The sequence below is a fragment of the Fodinicola acaciae genome (genome assembly GCF_010993745.1).
In the GTDB taxonomy this organism is placed as follows: Bacteria; Actinomycetota; Actinomycetes; order Mycobacteriales; family HKI-0501; genus Fodinicola; species Fodinicola acaciae.
This window is the reverse complement of the sequence record NZ_WOTN01000003.1, coordinates 314,428-333,821: the sequence shown is the minus strand read 5'-3', so window position 1 is coordinate 333,821 and position 19,394 is coordinate 314,428. Positions and strand designations below refer to the sequence as shown.

General features: G+C 67.4%; 15 protein-coding genes. 8 read left to right on the top strand and 7 right to left on the bottom strand.

Translation table 11 applies throughout. The features are described from left to right. Position 1: 1 nt before the first annotated feature. Genes GNX95_RS27945 through solA form a run of 3 tightly spaced genes read right to left on the bottom strand, consistent with a single transcriptional unit; the run spans position 2 to position 2,792 of the window. Positions 2-811, bottom strand: a complete 810-nt coding sequence (locus tag GNX95_RS27945; RefSeq protein ID WP_163510617.1) for an amino acid ABC transporter permease — start codon at positions 809-811, stop codon at positions 2-4. Then, the gene (locus tag GNX95_RS27940; protein ID WP_163510616.1) at positions 808-1,668 is read right to left on the bottom strand and encodes an ABC transporter substrate-binding protein; all 861 of its coding nucleotides are present in this window, start codon (positions 1,666-1,668) and stop codon (positions 808-810) included. Before GNX95_RS27940 ends, GNX95_RS27945 begins: the two co-directional genes overlap by 4 nt. After that, positions 1,665-2,792 carry an N-methyl-L-tryptophan oxidase gene (gene solA / locus GNX95_RS27935; protein WP_163510615.1) on the bottom strand — a complete coding sequence of 376 codons (1,128 nt, stop codon included), beginning with the start codon at positions 2,790-2,792 and terminating at the stop codon, positions 1,665-1,667. Before solA ends, GNX95_RS27940 begins: the two co-directional genes overlap by 4 nt. 205 nt (positions 2,793-2,997) lie before the next feature. Between solA and GNX95_RS27930 the strand changes: the two genes are divergently transcribed. The 3 genes from GNX95_RS27930 (at position 2,998) to GNX95_RS27920 (ending at position 6,883) form a co-directional block, all read left to right on the top strand. Next, on the top strand, positions 2,998-3,984 hold the full coding sequence (locus GNX95_RS27930; RefSeq protein ID WP_163510614.1) for a GlxA family transcriptional regulator: 987 nt from the start codon (positions 2,998-3,000) through the stop codon (positions 3,982-3,984). 178 nt (positions 3,985-4,162) lie between these two features. Beyond that, positions 4,163-5,731, top strand: coding sequence for a citramalate synthase (gene cimA, locus GNX95_RS27925; RefSeq protein WP_163511974.1), 1,569 nt, complete (start codon positions 4,163-4,165; stop codon positions 5,729-5,731). Positions 5,732-6,421: 690 nt separating this feature from the next. After that, on the top strand, positions 6,422-6,883 hold the full coding sequence (locus tag GNX95_RS27920) for a DUF6069 family protein (RefSeq protein ID WP_163510613.1): 462 nt from the start codon (positions 6,422-6,424) through the stop codon (positions 6,881-6,883). Here GNX95_RS27920 and GNX95_RS27915 read toward each other — a convergent pair. After that, on the bottom strand, positions 6,869-9,457 hold the full coding sequence (locus tag GNX95_RS27915; RefSeq protein ID WP_163510612.1) for a helix-turn-helix transcriptional regulator: 2,589 nt from the start codon (positions 9,455-9,457) through the stop codon (positions 6,869-6,871). The two genes, GNX95_RS27920 and GNX95_RS27915, sit on opposite strands and share 15 nt — an antisense overlap. A 142-nt stretch (positions 9,458-9,599) precedes the next feature. On the opposite strand from GNX95_RS27915, the gene GNX95_RS27910 reads away from it, so the two are divergent. Both GNX95_RS27910 and GNX95_RS27905 read left to right on the top strand, forming a co-directional pair. Further along, positions 9,600-9,989, top strand: a complete 390-nt coding sequence (locus GNX95_RS27910; RefSeq protein ID WP_163510611.1) for a nuclear transport factor 2 family protein — start codon at positions 9,600-9,602, stop codon at positions 9,987-9,989. 1 nt (position 9,990) lies between these two features. Continuing rightward, entirely contained in the window at positions 9,991-10,674 is a 684-nt protein-coding gene (locus GNX95_RS27905; RefSeq protein WP_163510610.1) for a hypothetical protein, read from the top strand. Positions 10,675-10,683: 9 nt separating this feature from the next. Here GNX95_RS27905 and GNX95_RS27900 read toward each other — a convergent pair whose 3' ends face one another. Continuing rightward, positions 10,684-10,941 (bottom strand): hypothetical protein, encoded by a 258-nt coding sequence (locus GNX95_RS27900; RefSeq protein ID WP_163510609.1) that lies wholly within the window; start codon positions 10,939-10,941, stop codon positions 10,684-10,686. On the opposite strand from GNX95_RS27900, the gene GNX95_RS27895 reads away from it, so the two are divergent. Together GNX95_RS27895 and GNX95_RS27890 are read left to right on the top strand one after the other, a co-directional pair. Then, positions 10,940-12,322: an amidase gene (locus tag GNX95_RS27895; RefSeq protein WP_246281785.1), complete on the top strand. Its 1,383-nt coding sequence runs from the start codon at positions 10,940-10,942 to the stop codon at positions 12,320-12,322. The genes GNX95_RS27900 and GNX95_RS27895 overlap by 2 nt on opposite strands. Before the next feature lie 45 nt (positions 12,323-12,367). Next, positions 12,368-14,872, top strand: a complete 2,505-nt coding sequence (locus GNX95_RS27890; protein WP_163510607.1) for a glucosidase family protein — start codon at positions 12,368-12,370, stop codon at positions 14,870-14,872. A 131-nt stretch (positions 14,873-15,003) separates the two neighbouring features. Here GNX95_RS27890 and GNX95_RS27885 read toward each other — a convergent pair whose 3' ends face one another. Further along, a complete protein-coding gene (locus GNX95_RS27885) occupies positions 15,004-15,975 on the bottom strand; it encodes a hypothetical protein (protein ID WP_246281784.1) in 972 nt (323 codons plus the stop codon). On the opposite strand from GNX95_RS27885, the gene GNX95_RS27880 reads away from it, so the two are divergent. Next, entirely contained in the window at positions 15,865-18,534 is a 2,670-nt protein-coding gene (locus tag GNX95_RS27880) for an AfsR/SARP family transcriptional regulator (protein ID WP_425483927.1), read from the top strand. The genes GNX95_RS27885 and GNX95_RS27880 overlap by 111 nt on opposite strands. A gap of 97 nt (positions 18,535-18,631) precedes the next feature. Here GNX95_RS27880 and GNX95_RS27875 read toward each other — a convergent pair whose 3' ends face one another. Then, positions 18,632-19,135: a TetR/AcrR family transcriptional regulator gene (locus GNX95_RS27875; RefSeq protein ID WP_343035006.1), complete on the bottom strand. Its 504-nt coding sequence runs from the start codon at positions 19,133-19,135 to the stop codon at positions 18,632-18,634. Positions 19,136-19,394 lie beyond the last annotated feature (259 nt).

The window sequence follows — 19,394 nt, the reverse complement described above, 5'->3', positions numbered from 1 at the left end:
GTCACAGCAACGCACCCCGTCCATAGCGGCGCTCCAGAAACGCCTGTCCGACCGACAGGATCGAGACCACGATCAGATACCAGGTGCTGGCGACCAACAGCAACGGAATGACCCGGTAGTTGATGCCGTAAATGCTTTGGGCCGTGTAGAGCAGATCGCTCAACGCGATGACGCTGACCAAAGACGAGGTCTTCAGCATCGAGATCGTCTGGTTTCCGGTCGGCGGGATGATCATACGCATCGCCTGCGGCAGCACTATTCGCCGCATCACCCGAGCCGGCCGCATGCCTAACGCGAGCGCCGCTTGCCGTTGGCCGCGGTCGACGCCGATCACGCCAGACCGGACGATTTCGGCCATGTACGCCGCCTCGTGCAGTGCCAGCGCCAGCACGGCTGCCGCGAACGGACTGATGACTTCGTTGGCGTTGACGGAAAACGCGCCGAGTCCGAGCTTCGGATAGAGCGCGGCGAGGTTGAACCAGAACAGGATCTGCACCAGCAGCGGTACGCCACGGAAAAACCACACGTACAGCTGAGAAACTCCGGACAGCACACGGCTGCCGGACGTACGCATGAGGGCCAGCACCACACCGAGGACGATGCCGAGCAGCATGCTGACGACCGTCAGGCCGATCGTCGTCAGCAGGCCGTGCAGGATCGCGCCGGACAGGAAGTACGTGCCGACCACGTCCCAGCCGAACCGCGGATTGACCGCGGCCGAATAGAGAAAAGCGACCACGACGACGGCCAGCACGGCATAGCTGACCCACAGGTACGGCCGCCGTCGCGGCACCACACGAAGCTCGGTCATTTGCCGGTCCTCACGGCGAAAGTGGACAGTGCGTTGCCTTGTACGGCCCATTTGGCCAGGATCTTCTGATAGATTCCGCTGCGCCGCAGCTCCACCAGCGCCGCCTGCACGGCCGGCGCCAGCTTGTTACCTTTGTCCAGGCCGATCCCGACCGGACTGCCGGCGTCGTAGGTGTCGGCGACCACGATGTCCGGCACGTTACGCACCGCATACTGCAGCACCGGCAGGTCCACCATCACCGCATCGATCCGGCCACTGACCAGCGCCAGTACGCCTTTCTGCTGGTCCGGAAAGCCACGGATGGCGATCGGCGCGCGGCCGGCGCGTACGCACTGCGTGGACAGCAGAGGCAGATATTTCGCCTGTTGAATGGATCCGTTGGACACCGCGACCTGGTGGCCGCACAGCGAATTCACCGTCAGGTGCAACGGATTGCCGGCGCGCGTGCCGATGCCGGTGCCGGAATTGAAGTATTCCACGAAATCCAGCACCTTGAGCCGTTCGTCGGTGATCCCCATCTGGCTCACCGACAGGTCATAGCGACCGCTCTGCAACCCCGGAATGATCTGGTCGAAGGTGACGCCGACGACGTTGACACCTACGCCCATCACGCCGCCGAGCGCCTTGGCCAGATCCGGATCGACGCCGAGCATGTCACCGGAACCGTCCGGCGCGGGATAGTGCAGCGGCGCGTTTCCGATGCTCATCACCGCGTTGATCGTCCGCGTGCCTGGCGGCACGAGCCGCTGCACCGAGGCGACCGGTGCCGCGGTGATGACCTGAGCGTTCGGATCGATCGCCGGCGAGCTGCAGCCGGCGACCACCAGCAGGACGAGAAAAAGTCCGACTGTCCTCATTGGACCCGGCCGGGATCGAGGTGGCCGATCGGCAGGTCCGTGCGGCCCTCGGTGACCAGCGCGGCGGCGATCTCGCCGAACACCGGTGCGAGTTTGAAGCCGTGGCCGGAAAATCCGCTGAGCGACAGGACGCGGTCGCTGGTCGGCAGCCAACCGACCAGCGACTGGCCGTCGGCGGTGTAACCGTCGCGATAGACACCGACGCGTACGGGCTCAGGAAAAAGTCCCGGCAGAAACCGCGTCACCAGCCGATGCGGCTGGTAATCCGATGCCTCGACCGTGTAGTCGATGGAATCCGCGTCCTGGCGATGCAGATCCTCGCCTTGTGGTGTGTATCCGTTGACTTTGACGAAACCGCCGTCGACCGCCGGCAGCACGCTGGTGTCGACAGCGCCGCGGCGTAATGCGATCGGAAACCGGTCGGGTCCGAACTCGGCCGGCTCCCGCGGCAAAAACCACGCACTGACCAGCCGGCGTGGATAGATTCGCTTGTCCAGCCACGGATCCAGCTGTCCGCTCCACGGTCCACCGGCCACGATCGCTTTCGCCACCCGGAGATCGCCGTCGCTGGTGCGTACGGTCACGCCGTGCGCGTCCGGCACGACCTCGGTCACTCGCGTGTAGGTCCGCAGCGTCGCACCGGCCGCGACGGCACGCTCGGCGGCGGTCAACGTCGCCACATTCGACCGCAGCACACCGGCATAGCGATCCAGCACGACGGTTTCGTTGGTGAGGCCGGCGTGCTGCGGATAGCGCTCGGCGAGCTCGGCGGTGCTCAGGATCTCATGTGCCAGGCCAAAACGGCGTACGCACTCGAGCACGGTCAGCGTCGAGGGATGGTCCGGCGGCGCGATCATCAGGCCGCCGGTGATCGTGAGGATCTCCCGCCCGGCCTCGGCCTCCAGCGCCCGCCAGAGGTCGTACGCGCGGCGTAGCAGTGGGACGTAGTCGGCGCCTTCGTGGTAGGCGGTGCGGAAGATCCGGGTGTCGCCACCGGCCGCTCCACGGTCGTGGCCGGGCGCATATCGCTCCAGTCCGATGACCGCGACGCCGGCCTTGGCGAGCCGCCATAACGCCATCGAGCCCATCGTGCCGACACCAACGACCGCGACTTCTGCATCCAAGCCTGTATGCATGCTTGACCATAACACTCGATCCGGGTGCGCTCCGAACGAAACAGTCGATCGGTAAGCCAGCCAACGAAAACCAACAGAACGAGGCCCGCCAGTGCGGCGACGAGATTCAGGAATGTCAACACATCGACGATCGTCCATGGGTGGCCATCGCGGGACCAGTGGCGGGAATGCCCAGTTGCGATAGATTACCGCCATGCACGTCATCGCCGTACTCGCACTGGACTGCGTCCACAGTTTCGACATGGCCACGCCACTGCAGGTGTTCACGACGGCGCACTCGCTGGACCCGTCGTCGGACTCCAATCTGGGCGAGCCGCTCTATCGCGTCATGGTGTGCGGCGACGGCCGTGACCTGCGAGCGGTCGGTGTCGGCCAGGTCGAGATGTATCGCTACACGCCGGCGCATCCGCTCGCCGACGCCTTGACCGCCGACACGATCATCGTCCCGGGCTCGGGTTCTCATCAGCCGCAGGACGAGATCATCGCCGTGCTCCGCGAGGCGCGCGAACGAGGCATCAGGGTGGCGTCGATCTGTGGCGGCGCGGTGATCCTGGCCGCCGCGGGACTGCTCGACGGACGGCGCGCGACCGCGCACTGGACCTCCACCGCGTCGATCGCGGAGCGTTTCCCCGGCGTCGAGATGGACGACGGCGTGCTGTACGTCGACGACGGCGACGTGCTCACTTCGGCCGGTGCCGCGAGCGGCCTCGACCTGTGCCTGCACATGATCCGTTGCGACTACGGCTCGGCGATCGCCGCTGAGACGGCCAGGCACATGGTGGTGCCGCCGCAGCGCGAAGGCGGCCAGGCGCAGTTCATCCGGCATCGGGATCCCGGCGACGGCGACGGCTCGCTGGAGCCGACGATGCGGTGGATCCGCGAACGCCTCGCCGAGGTCATCACCTCCGACCGCATCGCCGACCACGTCGGCGTCAGCGAACGGACGCTCTATCGCTGGTTTCGCGACCAGACCGGGAAAACGCCGCTGCAGTGGATCCTGCAGCAACGCCTGTCGTACGCGCAGGAGCTGCTGGAGACCACCGACCTGGCGATCGAAACGGTGGCGCAACAGAGCGGTTTCGGCACCTCGATGACCATGCGGCAACATTTCGCCAAACACGCCAGGACCTCGCCGGCCGCCTATCGCCGCGCATTCCGTGCGCGTGCGGATCTCACATAGTGAGAAGAATTTCTCGTCACGCGGTTGGCGTGGCAGACTCGCCTCCATGCACATCGGCCGACTGATTATTAGCACCTAGCGCGCACGCAGCCGCACCGCGTACGCGCAGACCTCCCACACCGTGGGGGGTCTTTTTCGTTGGGCCGGATAATCCTTTGGAAAGGACACCAGTCCCGTGATGGACGACAGCTTCCACGTCTTCGACACCACCCTGCGAGATGGTGCGCAGCGGGAAGGCATCACCTACTCGGTGAACGACAAACTCGCGGTGGCGCGGCTGCTCGACGAGATGGGCGTCGGGTTCGTCGAAGGCGGCTGGCCCGGCGCGATGCCGAAGGACACCGAGTTTTTCGCTCGTGCGGCCAAAGGCGAGCTGGTCCTCAAGCACGCCAAGCTCGTCGCCTTCGGCTCGACCAGGAAAGCCGGCACGAAAGCCAGCCAGGACAAGCAGGTGCTGGCGCTGCGCGACGCGCAGACCGAGGTGGTCACGCTGGTCGCGAAATCCGACGTACGCCACGTGGAGCGCGCGTTGCGTACGACACTGGAGGAAAACCTGGAAATGGTGCGGGACACGGTCTCGTTCCTGGTCGCCGAAGGCCGCCGGGTTTTCCTCGACTGCGAACACTTTTTCGACGGCTATGAACACGATCGCGATTACGGCCTGCGCGTACTCGAAGCGGCTTTCGAGGCCGGCGCGAGCGTCGGCGTGCTGTGCGACACCAACGGTGGAATGCTGCCGATGGGTCTGGGCAAGGTCGTCGGGGAAGTGCTGGAACGCGGCGGATTCCGGCTCGGCATCCACTGCCAGGACGACACCGCCTGCGCCGTCGCCAACACGCTGGCCGCCGTCGAGGCCGGTGTCACACACGTCCAGTGCACCGCCAACGGCTACGGGGAAAGGGCCGGCAACGCCGACCTTTTCCCCGTCGTCGCCGGTCTGGTGACGAAAATGGGTCGGTCGGTGCTCCCAGACGGATGCCTGACCGAGCTGGTGAGGGTGTCACACGCCATCGCCGAAATCGCCAACATCGCACCCGACACCCACCAGGCCTACGTCGGGTCCAGCGCTTTCGCCCACAAGGCGGGGTTGCACGCGAGCGCGATCAAGGTGAGTCCGGAGCTCTACAACCACATGGAGCCGGCCACCGTCGGAAATGACATGCGCATTCTCGTCACCGAGATGGCCGGCCGGGCCTCCATCGAGCTGAAGAGTCGCGAGCTCGGTGTCGACCTGGCCGGTCATCCGGAGGCGGCCGGACGGGTGGTCGAGAAAGTCAAGGACCTGGAGGCCGAAGGCTGGTCGTTCGAGGCCGCGGACGCCTCCTTCGAGCTGCTCGTACGCTCGGAGCTGGACGGTCGCAAGCCGAGCTATTTCACCCTGGAGTCCTATCGCGTGTTGATCGAGCACCGCGACGACGGCAGGGTCGCCTGTGAGGCGACGGTGAAACTGTTGGTGGGCAACGAAAGGATCATCGCCACCGCGGAGGGCAACGGTCCGATCAACGCACTGGACCAGGCGCTGCGCGAAGGCCTGGTGAGCCGCTATCCGAGCCTGTCCGGCATGGAGCTGTCCGACTACAAGGTGCGGATCCTGGAAGGCCGCCCCGGCACGGACGCGGTCACGCGCGTTTTGTTGGAGACGACCGACGCCGAGCGTGACTGGACGACCGTTGGCGTACACGGAAACATCGTCGAGGCGTCCTGGCGCGCGATGGTCGACGCGTTGACGTACGGCCTGCGAAGGTAGCCGCCGCGAGCCTCGGTGTGTCCGCCTCGGCCGCGTACCAGATGTAGGCCCGTCGCACCGACTGTCACCTAAACCGCGGCGCTCGGCGAGCGCCGCGGTTTAGGTGCCGTTGGCGGTCGAGTGTCGCCTGAAGTGCGGCGTTCGGTGCGTGCCGTGAGAAGTGCGGCGTTCGGTGGCAGCCGCGAGAAGTGCGGCGTTCGGTGAGTGTCGGGTTTTTGGTGGCGTCGGCGGTCCAATGTCGGCAAAAGCGCGGCGTTCGGTGGCGGCCGCGGGAAGTGCGGCGTTCGGTGAGTGTCGGGTTTTTGGTGGCGTCGGCGGTCCAATGTCGGCAAAAGCGCGGCGTTCGGTGGCGGCCGCGGGAGGTGCGGCGTTCGGTGTGTGTCGGGTTTTTGGCGGCGCCGGTGGTCGGGTGTCTCCTGAAGTGCGGCGTTCGGTGGCGGCTGCGGGAGGTGCGGCGTTCGGTGTGTGTCGGGTTTTGGCGGCGCCGGCGGTCGGGTGTCTCCTGAAGTGCGGCGTTCGGTGGCGGCTGCGGGAGGTGCGGCGTTCGGCGAGCGTCGTCAGGATCGCGGCGTTCGGTGAGTGTCGTGTTTTTGGCGGCGTTGGCGCCGCGTGCGGCATGGCTACCGCTGACCTGCTCCACGACCGCCGTTTCGCTACGATTCTGGGGGAACTGGCGGCGAAGGGGCCCGGATGAGCGACGGTGGCTATGGCGGCGACGACTCGCGGCTGGATCCGCGCCGGCTGTGGGCCGGTGCGGTGGTGAGCGCGGTCATCGCCGCGCTGGTCGCGGTCGCCGGCATCCTGATCGCTCGTTCGGCGTTCGGCGTGCCGCTGCTCGCGCCGACGGCCGCCGGCGCGTGGGGGAGCGTGAACACCGGCGCGTACGCGCTGGCGGCGGCGATCCTGACGCTGATCGCCGCCGGCATTCTGCAGCTGCTGTCCGTCGTCGTGCCCCGGCCGACCTGGTATTTCGGCTGGCTGGTCGGGGTCGCGACGCTGATCGGTACGCTCGCGCCGCTGACCCTCGACGTCGGGTTCAACAGCCGCGTCGCGACCGCGTCGATGGACCTGGTGATGGGGGTCGTGGTCTCGGTGCTGATCACCACGACGGCTCGCAACGCGCGTACGTTTCGCCGGTCAGGCCGGCGGTAGCCGGTTTTCCCGGTCGGCGGCGACGGTCGCCAGCTCGGTGCGGTTGGCGACGCTCAGCTTCGCGTAGATGTGCGTCAGATGCGCCTTGACGGTCGCGCGGCTCACGTACAGCCGGGCGGCGATGTCCGGATTGGACAGTCCCTCGCGGATGAGCCGTACGACCTCCAGCTCGGCCGGCGTCAGGCTCGACCAGCCGACCTGCGGCCGGTTGCGCGGACCGCGGCCGCGCGTCACCACGGCGAGAATGTCGTCCAGTGACGGCGGGTCGATCGTGTCGGTGTCCAGCTCCGGCGGATTTTCCAGCGGTGGCCACGGATAGCCGATCTCGGCGCGAGCGGCTTTCGCGGCGGCCAGCAGCCGCGCGGCCTCGGCCTCGTTGCCGGCGTCGAGCTCCAGCTTGATCAGCACGTCGAGGCTTTTCAGCAGATACGTGCGCAGGCCGTTGTCGCGGCGCAGCGCCAGCGCCTCGTGGCACAGGTCGCGAGCGCGGCCGGGGTCGCGGGCGGCGATCAGCAGGGCCTGCTCGTCGAGCGCCTCGGCCAGCAGATACGGCGCGCCGTACGCGGTGGCGATCTCCGCGGCGCGCTCGGCCTGGGTCCACGCCTCGTCGAGGCGGCCGAGGTGCCGCAGCGCCGCGGTCATGCCGGGCAGGCACCGCGCGGCGGTCCATTCGCGGGTGTTGCCGGCCATCCGGTCGATGCCGCGGCCGAACCACCGCACGGCGTTGTCCAGGTCGCCGTCCCACAGGTGCAGCCATCCCATGGTGTGCTCGAAGCCGACGGCGTCGGCGTCCGGCATTTCGTCAATGGAGCGTACGACCGCGTCCATCATCTTGCGGCCGACCGCGAGGTGCCCGGTCATGCCGCTGACCAGCGCGATCGGGCTGACCAGCGTGCCGACCGCGAAATAGTCGCCGATCGCGGTCACGATCTCCAGCTGTTCCTCGCCGATCTCGGCCGCCTCGCGCAGCCGGCCGGTCTCCAGCGCGGCCCACTGCTGGATGCCGAGCGCGAACGCCATGCAAAACCGGTCGCCGCGCTCGTACACGCGGCGCGCGATCGCGGTGGCCTCCTCGTGCCGGTTGCGCGTGGTCAGCGAGTATCCCTCGATGATCGCGGCCCAGTCATGGAAAAACGGCTCCGTGGCGACGCGTTGTGCCTCGCGTGCGGTGTCCTGGCACAGCTCGAAATCGGTGAAGAAATGGCAGAAGGTGAGTGCGGCCAGGCTGCGGCCGCGCGCGATCTCGTCACCGTTTTCGTCGGCGAGCTCGAGCGCGCGTCGTGCGGTCGCTTCCGCGGTGGACAGCCGGCCGCTGATCGTCTGCAGCATCGCGATGCCGGCCAGCAGCTGCGCCTGCAGCGCCGAGCGGTCGTCGGGATCCAGAGCGCGGCGCAGAAAACCGAGGCCGGCGTGCACCTGACCGTCGACGAACCAGCGGCGCGCCATCGCCGCGGCCAGCTGCCGGCCACGACCGTCCGATGTGGACAGTCCCCAGTCCAGCGCGGCGTTGACGTTGTCCCGCTGTACATCCAGCCCCGGCTCGGCTTTTTCCACGCTGGCAAGGTAGAAATCCAGATGTCGGCTGCGGGTCTCGGTCGTCTCCGCCGCCTCGGCGAGCCGCTCCGCGGCATACTGCCTGACCGTGTCGAGCAGCCGATAGTGTGCGCGGCCGGCGGTTTCGCGTACGGTCACCAACGACTTGTCGACCAGCCGGCCGACGATCGCGAGCGTGCCGCCGCACACCGCCTCCACCGCGGCGAGTGGGAAGTTGCCGGAGAAGACCGCCATCCGCCGGAACACCGTCTGCTCGTCGGCGTCGAGGAGCGCGTGGCTCCAGGCCATCGACGCCTGCAGCGTCTGGTGGCGCGGCACCGCGCGCCGCGCGCCGCCGGCCAGCAGCCGGAAGCGGTCGTCGAGGCCGGCGGCGATCTGCGCCGGCGACAACGCGCGGACCCAGGCGGCGGCGAGCTCGACGGCCAGCGGGATGTTGTCGACCCGCGAGCACACGGCGCGTACGTCCGTCTGCGCGGCACGGATGTCGAAGCCCGGCGCCACCAGGTTTGCCCGATCCGCGAAAAGCTCGACCGCCTCGTCCTCCTTGAGCGACGGCGTACGCCACACCGTCTCGCCCGGCACGCCGAGCGGCTCGCGGCTGGTGGCCAGCACGGACACCTCAGGGCAGCCGCGCAGCACGGTCTCGGCCAGCGCGGCGGCCGCGTCCAGCAGGTGCTCGCAGGTGTCCAGGCAGAGCAACAGCCGGCGCTGCCGCAGCTGGCTCGCGAGCGCCTGAACCGGGTCGCCACCAGGCTCGATGAGCACACCGAGGGCCGTCGCGGCCTGGCGCGCCACCTGATCCGGGTCCGTCACCGGGCCCAGGTCGACCAGCCAGACGCCGCCCGGCCAGTGGTCCAGCTGACGGCTGGCGACCTGGACGGCGAGCCGGGTCTTGCCGCCGCCGCCGACACCGGCCAGCGTCACCAGCCGCCGGTCGGCGAGCAGCCGCTCGATGTCGGCCAGCTCCTCGGCGCGGCCGACGAACCGCGTCAGCTCGACCGGGAGGTTGTGCGCCGTCATGCCGGGGATCGTATCGGCAGACAAATAGCCACCTCGGCGTTGCGGATCAACCAGCTGGTCAATGTTTCGGCTGGCCGCGGCCGGCAGGCTCGGCGCAGGCGGGTCGGCGCCGGACCGAAAGCACGGGAGAAAGGGGACCGGAATGACAGCGACTGTCACGGACACCATCGAGCTGGTCCAAATCCGGCTCAACCAGGCACTTGTCGACGGCGACTCGGCGGCGTTGCGCGAGCTGGTGGCCGACGACTGCCGGATCATCGGACCGAAGGGGTTCATGGTCGCCACCGACGAGTGGATCGACGTACACGCGAGCGGTGTGTACGAGCAGGTGCGTCTGGAGACGGTGGAGTCCGAGGTCATCGACCACGGCGACACGGCGATCCGCAGCGACATGCAGCGGTCGGCGTGCGTCTTCCAAGGCGAGCGGATCGGCGGCCTTTACCGGGTGCTCAGCGTCTGGCTGCGTACGACCAGCGGCTGGCAGCTCGCCGCGACGCAGTACACCGCCATCTCACCGGCAGCGGGAGGCTGACATGACCGAAACCGTCGTACGCCGGACGAGTGGTCCGCAGGTCGGCCCGCCGACCGGTGCGCTCGCTTTGTTGTCGACCCTGATGTTCGTCGCCGGCGTCGCCGCCAGTGCGATCGCCGGTGGGGTGATCCCGTCGCCGACCTCGCCCGACGACGTGGTCAGGACCTACTTCTCGCAGCATTCCACCGCCGTACTCGTCACCAGCGCGTTCGCGTTGGCCGCCTCGGCGTTCCTGGCGATTTTCGCTGGTGCGCTGGCCTCTCGGCTCCGGTTGCTCGGCATCACCCGCGGCGGCGCCGGACTGGTGCAGATCGGTGGCGCCGGCGCGGTGATCCTGACGGTGCTGTCGGGGTTTTTCCTGTGGACGTTGACACGTCCGGAGATCGTCGGTGACCTGGTGGTCGTACGCGCGTTGCAGGTGCTCGCGTTTGCCAGTGGCGGCTTCGGTTTTGCCTTCTTTCTCGGGGTGATCCTGCTCGGTGTCGCCGGTCCGGCACGTCACACCGGCATTGTTCCTGGCATTGTGCTGCAGATCGGCTTCGTGCTGGCGGCGGTGGATGCGCTCGCGCTGGTCGGGATGGTCTGGTCGCCGCTGTATTTCCTGTTGCCGGTGGCCAGGTTTGGCAGCCTGATCTGGCTGACGTACGTCGGCTTCGTCCTGCCGAAGTCGCGCGCTCGCGGTTAGAAAGTCGGGTCAAGGTCCGCGGCGTTTTTCACCGTGGGCCTTGCCATAGCCTTTGTCGCGTGCGATCGAGGCTTTCCGCGACTCGGGTCCGGCCAGCCGCTCCTTGCGGCCGACGTCGACGGACAGGACCTCCGCTGAGGTGTGCAGCTCGATCAGCAGACCGAGACGGGCGTGGCCGCGATCGGCCGGCAGCCCAAAGTCGTCCACGACACACTGGAGGGCCTGCTCGCTGACGCCCGCGTCGCCGCGGGTGATGATGGCTGACATGCGCTTACACGCTTTCGGCGACGACGCCCTGAGTGATCACGACGCGGTCCGGATCGCGCAGCTGGTACGCAAGGGCGAGCTGAGCACGGAGGAGGTGGCGGCCGCCGCCGTTGAGCGCGCCGCCGAGGTCGCCGCGCTGAACGCCGTCGTCCACACCGACCAGCCGAGGTTCGGTCGCGATCCGGCGGTGCCGCTCTTCGGCGTGCCGAGTTATGTCAAGGACAACACCGATGTCGCCGGCATGCCGACCAACCACGGCACCGCCGCGTACGTGGCGCCGCCGGCGAAGGTCGACGGACCGTACGCGCGGCAGTTCATCGGCACCGGCCTGACCGTGCTCGGCAAGACCGCGATGCCGGAATACGGCTTCAACGCGACCACCGAGTTCATGACGCGAGAGCCAGTGCGCAATCCGTGGCACACCGACTATTCGGTCGGCGCGTCGTCCGGCGGTGCCGCCGCGCTGGTCGCGGCCGGCGTGGTGCCGATCGCGCACGCCAACGACGGCGGTGGCTCGATCCGCATCCCGGCCGCGTGCGCCGGCCTGGTCGGCCTCAAGCCGAGCAAAGGCCGGCACGTCGACGGTCCGACGGCGCGCGCGATGCCGCTCAACGTGATCTCCGAGGGCGTACTGACCAGGTCGGTGCGCGACACCGCCGCATACCTTGCCGCGGCGGAGGACCGCTGGCGCAATCCGGCGCTGCCGCCGATCGGCCTGGTCACCGGGCCGGCGCGGCGGCGGCTGCGCGTCGGCCTCATCGTCGACGGTGTCACCGGCTCGCAGACAGATCCGCAGACCAAAGCCGCGTTGGAGGCCACCGCCGGCCTGTTGGAGCGCCAGGGCCACGTCATCGACCCGATCGCCGCGCCGGTCGGCCCGCGGTTCGCGCGGGATTTCGTTCTCTACTGGGGAATGCTGGCCGCGCTCGCGGTGAGCACCGGCAAGCTGCAGGATCGCGCGTACGACCGGCGGGCGTTGGACGGTCTCACGCTCGGGCTGCGCCAGCACTATCTGCGCAACATCCGCGACACACCCGCGGCGATCTATCGGCTGACCCGCACGAAACACGCGTACGCGCGGATGTTCGCCCATCACGAGCTGGTTCTGTCGCCGGTTTTGGCGCACACCACACCGAAACTCGGCCACCTGAGCCCGACCGTACCGTTTGGGGAGCTGCTCGAGCGGCTGCTCGCGTACGTCGGATTCACGCCGTTGAACAACGTTGCCGGCAGTCCGGCGATGTCGCTGCCGATGGGTCTGACCGACGACGGCCTGCCGATCGGTGTGCAGCTTTCCGCCGCGTACGGTGACGAACGGACGCTGCTGGAGACGGCGTACGCGCTGGAGGAGGCTCGGCCTTTTCCGCGTATTCACCGCTGACGTGGGCGAGCGGATCCGGCTGCGCGCGGGTAAAGTCCCGGAGTCATGGCCGTCGCGAAGCGCTACGCAGGTCTCGTCGTCCTTGTCGTCCTGGCGATTTTGGCTCCACCGCCGGTAATGGTGGCTGCCGCGCGCAGTCCGGAATTGTCCGTGACGACGCGGCTGGCCGACCGCCGAGTGGTGGTGACCGGTGACCGGTTCTGGTCACTCGGCACCGCCGATGGCCGTTTTCCGGCGGCCGGCTGGCACACCCGCGGAGAAATGGGTGGATTCTTCGCGCCACCCATCAAAGTCCTCGACGGCCTGTGGTTCGGTGTCGATGGACAATGGCTGCCGGCGGCGAACCGGATGCGATCCGGTTGGGGCTACGCACGCACGGAATATCCGGCATCCAGCGGCTTGCGGGTCACGCGTACGGATTTCTCGCCGGACGGTGAACGCGCCGGTCTCATCGGCCTGACCTTGGTCAGCGACCACACGCGTACGATCAAGTTGGCTGCTGACGCGCATTCCGAGCTCATGGGGATGTATCCGTGGGGCGAGACGAAACCTTCGCAGTCGACGGTGAATCTCCCGGACACGGCCAGTGTTTCCGGGAGTTCTTTGTTGTTCCGTGATGTGGGGACGCCGCCGGGGGAGAATCAGGTGCGGCATGACTGGGCCGCTGCGGTTGGTACGTCCTTGAAGCCTTCTTCTTCGGCTGTGGGAAAGGATTTTCGTGGTCCGCAGGATCCGCCGGTGATCTGTCCGGCGTCTGGTCCTGGCACGCCGGACCCGCCGGCTCGGTGTGACGACAGTGCATATGGCAAGGGTGCTGGTGGTCAGTTGGCGTACAGCGTGATGTTGCCGGCGTGGAAGCCGGTGAACGTGTGGTTTGGTGTGGCTGGTTCGGACACTGGTCCGGCTGCGGCGCAGTCGACGTTGGGTCGGGTGTTGAAGGATCCGGCGGGGTTGTTGGCGGCGAAGATTCGTGCGCGGCAGGCGGTTGCCGGTCGTACGGTGGTGGATCTGCCTGGTGATCCGCTTCTCGCGCGGAGTGTGGCGTGGACGAAGCAGAATCTGGCGGATTCGGTGCAGGAGGCGCACAATCTGCGGCTGCGGCCGACGGCGGCCGGCACGGTTTATCCACCGCCGGTCGGCACGTTGGACACCGCACGTTGGTATGGCGCGGGTTTTCCTGACTACAGTTGGATTTTCGGCACGGATGGTGAGTACACCGCGTTTGCGGCGGTGGCCGCTGGTCAGTTCGAGGATGTGGCGGCGCATTTGCGTACGCTGCGCGACATCAGTGACAAGGTGAACAAACGCAGCGGCAAGATCGTGCACGAGGTGACGCCGGATGGTCAGGTGTATTTCGGTGCGAATTCCGATCCCGGTAACACGGACGAGACGGCGAAGTTTCCGAGTGCGGTGGCGTTGTTGTGGCGGTGGAGTGGGGATCGGCGGTTCCTGAACGACATGTATGACGCGTCCGTACGCGCGATGCGTTACGTGTCCACTTTGGACGCCGACCATGATGGCTGGCCGGAGGGGCTGGGCAATGTCGAGCGGCCGGGGATGGGCCCGGAGAAGCTGGACAACGCCGTGTATGCGATCCGTGGTTACGCGGATCTGGCCGATTTGGCGGTCGCGAAGGGTGACCGGGTGACGGCTGGTTGGGCGGCGGCGAAAGCGGCGGATGTGCGGAAGCGGTTTGAGGATGCGTGGTGGTTTGGTGGCGATACGGCTTCGTATGCGGATTCGTTGACTGACGCCAATGCCAAGGTGTTCCAGCGGCACTGGATCGGGTTGACGCCGGCGGAGGTCGAGTTGCCGGGCAATGTGCCGTTGGCGTCGCCGGAGCATGGTGTGGCGACGTTGGTGCAGCATGAGAAGCCGTGTTACACGGGTGAGTTTGGGTTGTTCCACACGGGCACGGGTCCGTCCAATCCGGGGCCCGCGTGTGATTCCGCGGTGTCGAGTGTGCCGTCGGAGCGTTCGGTGTTCACGTTGAACACGTCGATTATCGCGGTGGCGGAGGGAAACTACGGTCGTTCGGCGCGGGCGTACACGACCGGTAACGCGCGTGTGCAGTTGGATCCGTCGGTGTGGGAGATGCCCGGTGCCATGCCGGAGATCTCGCCGAGTCCGGATTTCGGTGCCAACATCGACAAGAAGCTCATCGAGAGGTCGATGGTGTTGCAGGCGTGGGGTGCCTACGGCATCCTGTGGCCGGTCGTGCACCAGCAACTCGGCGTCGACCCGGACGCCGGCGACGGCCGCGTCCGTGTCGTGCCACAGATCCCGACCGGCCAGCAACGCATCGCCGGCGGGCACATCCGGGTCGGGCCCGGCGAGGTCTCGGTGAGCGCCGTTCTTTCCGCGCGTACGCTCACCGTCACCGCCTCCGGCCCACTCAAGATGACCATCGGTGCCGTCCTGCCAGCCGGCACGACGCTGATATCGGCCACGTTGAACGGCAAACCCGTGCGGGCGACGCTGACACAAACCGGCCGTGGCCTCGAGGCGACCGTACCTGGCGCCGGAATTCTCGCTCTGTCGCTGCGATGACGACACCGCGGGAAGGAGCCGATGCCGCATCTGAGTAGGCGAATACTCATGCGCGCTCCACGCTGATTGCCCTCGCCGACCCGCGGCGAGGGCAATCATTCATTCAAAGCCACTGCCCTCGAGCCAGCAGGCTAGGCAAGGGTGCAGGATGCGCGCGACGAGTACAGGCCTTGCCCGCCGCGGATCTGGACGCAACGTGAATTGTCGAATCCGATCGGGCCGGCGCCGAAGTGGAATTTTTCCTTGGTGTAGGAGCGGACTTCCCATCCGACGCTACGAATTCCCTGTCCGTCGTGTCCTCGATAGCTCCAGCCGGGCGTGTTCGTCTCCCCGCCGCGATCGTAGACACGCCAGCCGTAGACGGTCCCTGAGCGGCTGCACCAGGTCAAACCCTGCCATGCCGTGTAGACGGTGTTTCCGGCCGCGGCTTTCCAGCCGTAGCGGACCCAGGCGTCCCAGCATCCGGTCGCGGCCGGCGCGGCGGCCGCGTCGGTACGCACCCATGCGCCGGTGTTTGTCTGGTGCTTGAGAATCGTCGTGTCGGTGAACTCGGTGGTCGGTTTTTCTACGGCGTCGAAAGCGGCGCGGTCCGAAGCCGAGAGTCTGGCGTAAGAGCTCGCCGGATCTGACGAGGCGAAGACGGTCCGCGCGATCGCGAGACCGCTGTGGGCGGCGCTCGACTCTTGCGCCTGCGCCGGACCCGCGCCGGCGGCGCCGAGGATCGCGGCGGCCGCAAGGACGGTCCCGAACATCGCCAATTTGGTCTTGTTCATTGACTTCCTCCCGTTAGACAACGTTTTTTTGCTGACCAGCCGGCTGTGACCAGAGCAGGATCGCGGCAGCCGATGGTTGGCGCGGTTGTGGAATCCTTGCGATGCTGGTAGATGCGGTGGTGACGGGGGCACGCGATGGAGTTTCGGCTGCTGGGACCGGTGGAGATCTGGGCTGCCGGGCGGCGCGCGGACGCCGGGCAGCCACGGCAGCGCACCGTCCTGGCCGCCCTGCTCATCGATGCCGGTCGAGTCGTCTCCGTCCAGGGCCTGGTCGATCGGGTGTGGGGTGAGGCACCTCCGCGGGACGCGCGCGGCAGCCTGAACGCACATTTATCCCGTATTCGTCGGATCCTGGCCGACGTCGGAAGCGGAACCCATTTGGCTCACCAATCCGGCGGGTACCTCTTGGACATCGACCCCGCGAGAGTCGATGCGTTGCGAATGCGACAACTCGTGAATCGGGCCCGTATCCCGCAGTCCACCGACGTCGAACGACTTGGCCTATTGCGCGAGGCGGTGGCGCTCTGGCGAGGTGAGCCGTTGACCGGCCTGTCCGGCTCGTGGGTTGCCAGCACCCGGCTGGCCTTACGCCAGCAGTACGTGGACGCGATGGTCGCCTGGGGATTGGCCGAGGTACGGGTCGGCGACCCGGCCGTGGTGGTCGGCCCGCTGAGCGAACTGGCTGGCGAGTTTCCGTTGGCCGAGTCAGTGAGCGCGGCGTTGATGGAGGCACTCAGCGCGACCGGACGAACTGCCGACGCACTGAACCTGTACGCGACCGTACGGCAGCGGCTCGTCGGCGAGCTGGGCACTGACCCCGGTGCCGAGCTGCGAGCGGCACACCAGCGGATCCTGCGCGGCCAGTCGGGATCGGCGCCAACCGTATCGCTGGCCAGCGCGCCGACCGGACCACGCCAGCTGCCGCCGGCGGTGCCGCAGTTCGCCGGCAGACGTGCTGAGCTGGACGCGTTGACCAGCCAGGCGCACCTGGCCGGCACGGTGGTGATCTCGGCAATCGAAGGCACCGCCGGGGTCGGCAAAACCGCGTTGGCGGTGTACTGGGCCCATCGGATCGCCGAGCGATTCCCGGATGGTCAGCTGTATGTGAACCTCCGTGGATTCGATCCGGCCGGACCACTCGATCCAGCCGAGGCGATCCGAGGCTTCCTGGAGGCGCTCGGTGTCACATCACAACGGATGCCGCTCGGACTCGACGAGCAGTCGGCCCGATATCGCAGCGAACTGTCCGGGCGGCGGATGCTGATCCTGTTGGACAACGCGCGCGACAGCCGACAGGTTCGGCCGCTCCTGCCCGGTACGCCGTCCTGCCTCGTGCTGGTGACCAGCCGCAACCAACTCACCGGCCTGGTCGCGGTGGACGGTGCCCGTCCGCTGTCGCTGGACCTGCTGTCCGAGCCGGATGCCAGGCGGCTGTTGACCAATCGTCTTGGTCAGGGCCGCGTCCAGACGGAGCCGGCGGCGGTCGCGGACATCGTCACCCGCTGCGCGCGGCTGCCGCTGGCCTTGGCGGTGGTCGCCGCGCGCGCTGCCCTGCGGCCGCACTTGCCGCTGCACGTCCTCGCCGCCGAACTGGAAGACCACCGCTTCGACCTGCTGGCCGGCGACGATGAGCACTCGGACCTGCGCGCGGTCTTCTCCTGGTCGTACCAGGCGTTGACGCCGCCGACGGCGAGACTGTTCCGATTGCTCGGCCTGCACCCCGGCCCGGACATCTCGGCACCGGCCGCCGCCAGCCTCGCCGGTATGGCAGTCACCGCCGCACGCCAGTCATTGACCGAGCTGAGCAACGCCAACCTGATCGTCGAGCATCGGCACGGGCGCTATGCCTTCCATGATCTGCTCCGTGCCTACGCCATGGAGCTGACCGGCGACGACCCCGAGGCCAGCCACCGAATGCTCGACCATTACCTGCACACCGCGTACGCCGCTGAGCGCATGCTCCATCCCACCCGGGACCCGATCGCCTTAGCTGGAGCTCGATCGGACGTGGTCCCCGAACGGGTTGTCGACCCGGATCACGCTTTGGTGTGGTTCAACGCAGAACACCCCGTGTTGGTCGCGGCCGTCGAGCACGCCGTGGCCACCGGTCACGACACACACGCCTGGCAACTGGCCTGGACACTGCTCAGCTATCTGGACCGGCGTGGTCTGTGGAACGACTGGGTCACCACCAGCCACCTCGCCGTCACCGCCGCCGATCGACTGGGCGACCCAGCCGTGCAGGCACGGACCCATCGAAACCTTGCCGCTGCCTATACCGAACTGACGCTGTATCCGTCGGCGCACGCCGAACTCGAGCAAGCGCGAGTTCTGTACGAGAGCATCGACGACCTGACCGGCCAGGCAGGCATCCACTACACACTCGCGTTCGTCTGGGGTCGACAGAACCACCACGCTCAAGCCCTCAAGCACGCCGAACAAGCACTCCTGCTCCACGAGGCCACCGGTCACCTGGTCGGACAGGCCGATGACCTCAACGCGATCGGCTGGCACCACGCGCAACTTGGTCACGACCGGCAAGCTCGTACCGCTTGCCAACAAGCGCTGGCCCTCCACGAACGACTCGGCAACCGCGATGGTCTGGCACACACCTGGGACAGCCTGGGGTTCATCCACCACCGCCTGGGAGACCATGACGCCGCCATCGACAGCTATCGGCGGGCCATCGGCATGTTCCGCCAACTCGGCGACCGGCACGGCATGGCCGCCACCTGGACCCGCCTCGCCGACGCCCAGCACGCCGTCGGCGACGATCCGAGCGCCATCAACGCGTACCGAACAGCTCTGGTCATTCTCACCGAACTCAACCATCCCGACGCCGGCCAGATCCGCGCGACCCTCGCCACCCTCACCCAAGCCAAACATTGACGGACGGCTAGCTGTTGCAACCTCGACCGTCGACAGCCTGGCCGCGCTGATCACCGCTCGGATCCGCCATCCGGACAATCGTCGATGGCGGAGGATGTCATACGTTGAAGGTCCTGTCGGCGGTTTGTAGTATTTGCTCGATCGTCCGGCGAGCGTTGCCGACAGCGTTCTTGTCGTCGATTCGTAGTCCGATGTTCGTCGCGCACAGCGCGGCGTCGATCTGGAACGCGGCCAGCTCGGGATCGAGGTTGGCGACCTTTTTCTCTTCTTGCAGGTGGCGCAGTTCGGCAGCGAGGAGTGCGCGCCAGTGTGCCTGCTGGCGAAAGAGGGTGTCGCGGACCGGTCCGGGTCGACTGTCGAAGTCGGCGTAGTTGGCCACCCAGAAACATCCACCCGGAAACAGTGGGGTCTGCGCGTACGCCAGCCAGCGCTCGATCAGTGCGCGAAGTCGGGCCATGCCAGGGTCGGCGCTCAGCGCAGGCTCGATGACCGCCTCGGCGAACATGCTCCGCGCGCACTCGATGGTGGCAAGCTGCAACTGTTCCTTGGTGCCGAACAGGGTCTGCACCCCGCTCTTGCTCAATCCCAGGTCGGCGGCCAACTGACCGATACTGAGGCCACTCAGACCGTCGACCGAGGCCACGTCGACCGCTCGGCGCGCGACCGCGTGCCTGGTCCTCGCGCCGCGTACGCGTCGCTGGTCGGTGACAGCCGCATCCGACTCCATCCCGCATCCTCCCTCGTCTGTGTGAGCGGACAGCCTATACGTACGATCGATCGTACACTTCCGCGCGTCTCGCCCGTCACACCGATTGTCAAACCATACGATCGATCGTATGTTTTGTGTCAGGTGGAGCTGA

Excerpts from the sequence above, each read along its gene's own strand:
- cimA (WP_163511974.1), top strand. The coding sequence starts at position 4,163 with ATGGACGACAGCTTCCACGTCTTCGACACCACCCTGCGAGATGGTGCG.
- GNX95_RS27945 (WP_163510617.1), bottom strand. The coding sequence starts at position 811 with ATGACCGAGCTTCGTGTGGTGCCGCGACGGCGGCCGTACCTGTGGGTC.
- GNX95_RS27900 (WP_163510609.1), bottom strand. The coding sequence starts at position 10,941 with ATGTCAGCCATCATCACCCGCGGCGACGCGGGCGTCAGCGAGCAGGCC.
- GNX95_RS27910 (WP_163510611.1), top strand. The coding sequence starts at position 9,600 with ATGACAGCGACTGTCACGGACACCATCGAGCTGGTCCAAATCCGGCTC.
- GNX95_RS27930 (WP_163510614.1), top strand. The coding sequence starts at position 2,998 with ATGCACGTCATCGCCGTACTCGCACTGGACTGCGTCCACAGTTTCGAC.
- GNX95_RS27920 (WP_163510613.1), top strand. The coding sequence starts at position 6,422 with ATGAGCGACGGTGGCTATGGCGGCGACGACTCGCGGCTGGATCCGCGC.
- GNX95_RS27940 (WP_163510616.1), bottom strand. The coding sequence starts at position 1,668 with ATGAGGACAGTCGGACTTTTTCTCGTCCTGCTGGTGGTCGCCGGCTGC.
- GNX95_RS27915 (WP_163510612.1), bottom strand. The coding sequence starts at position 9,457 with ATGACGGCGCACAACCTCCCGGTCGAGCTGACGCGGTTCGTCGGCCGC.
- GNX95_RS27885 (WP_246281784.1), bottom strand. The coding sequence starts at position 15,975 with ATGTGCGTTCAGGCTGCCGCGCGCGTCCCGCGGAGGTGCCTCACCCCA.
- GNX95_RS27905 (WP_163510610.1), top strand. The coding sequence starts at position 9,991 with ATGACCGAAACCGTCGTACGCCGGACGAGTGGTCCGCAGGTCGGCCCG.
- GNX95_RS27890 (WP_163510607.1), top strand. The coding sequence starts at position 12,368 with ATGGCCGTCGCGAAGCGCTACGCAGGTCTCGTCGTCCTTGTCGTCCTG.
- GNX95_RS27895 (WP_246281785.1), top strand. The coding sequence starts at position 10,940 with ATGCGCTTACACGCTTTCGGCGACGACGCCCTGAGTGATCACGACGCG.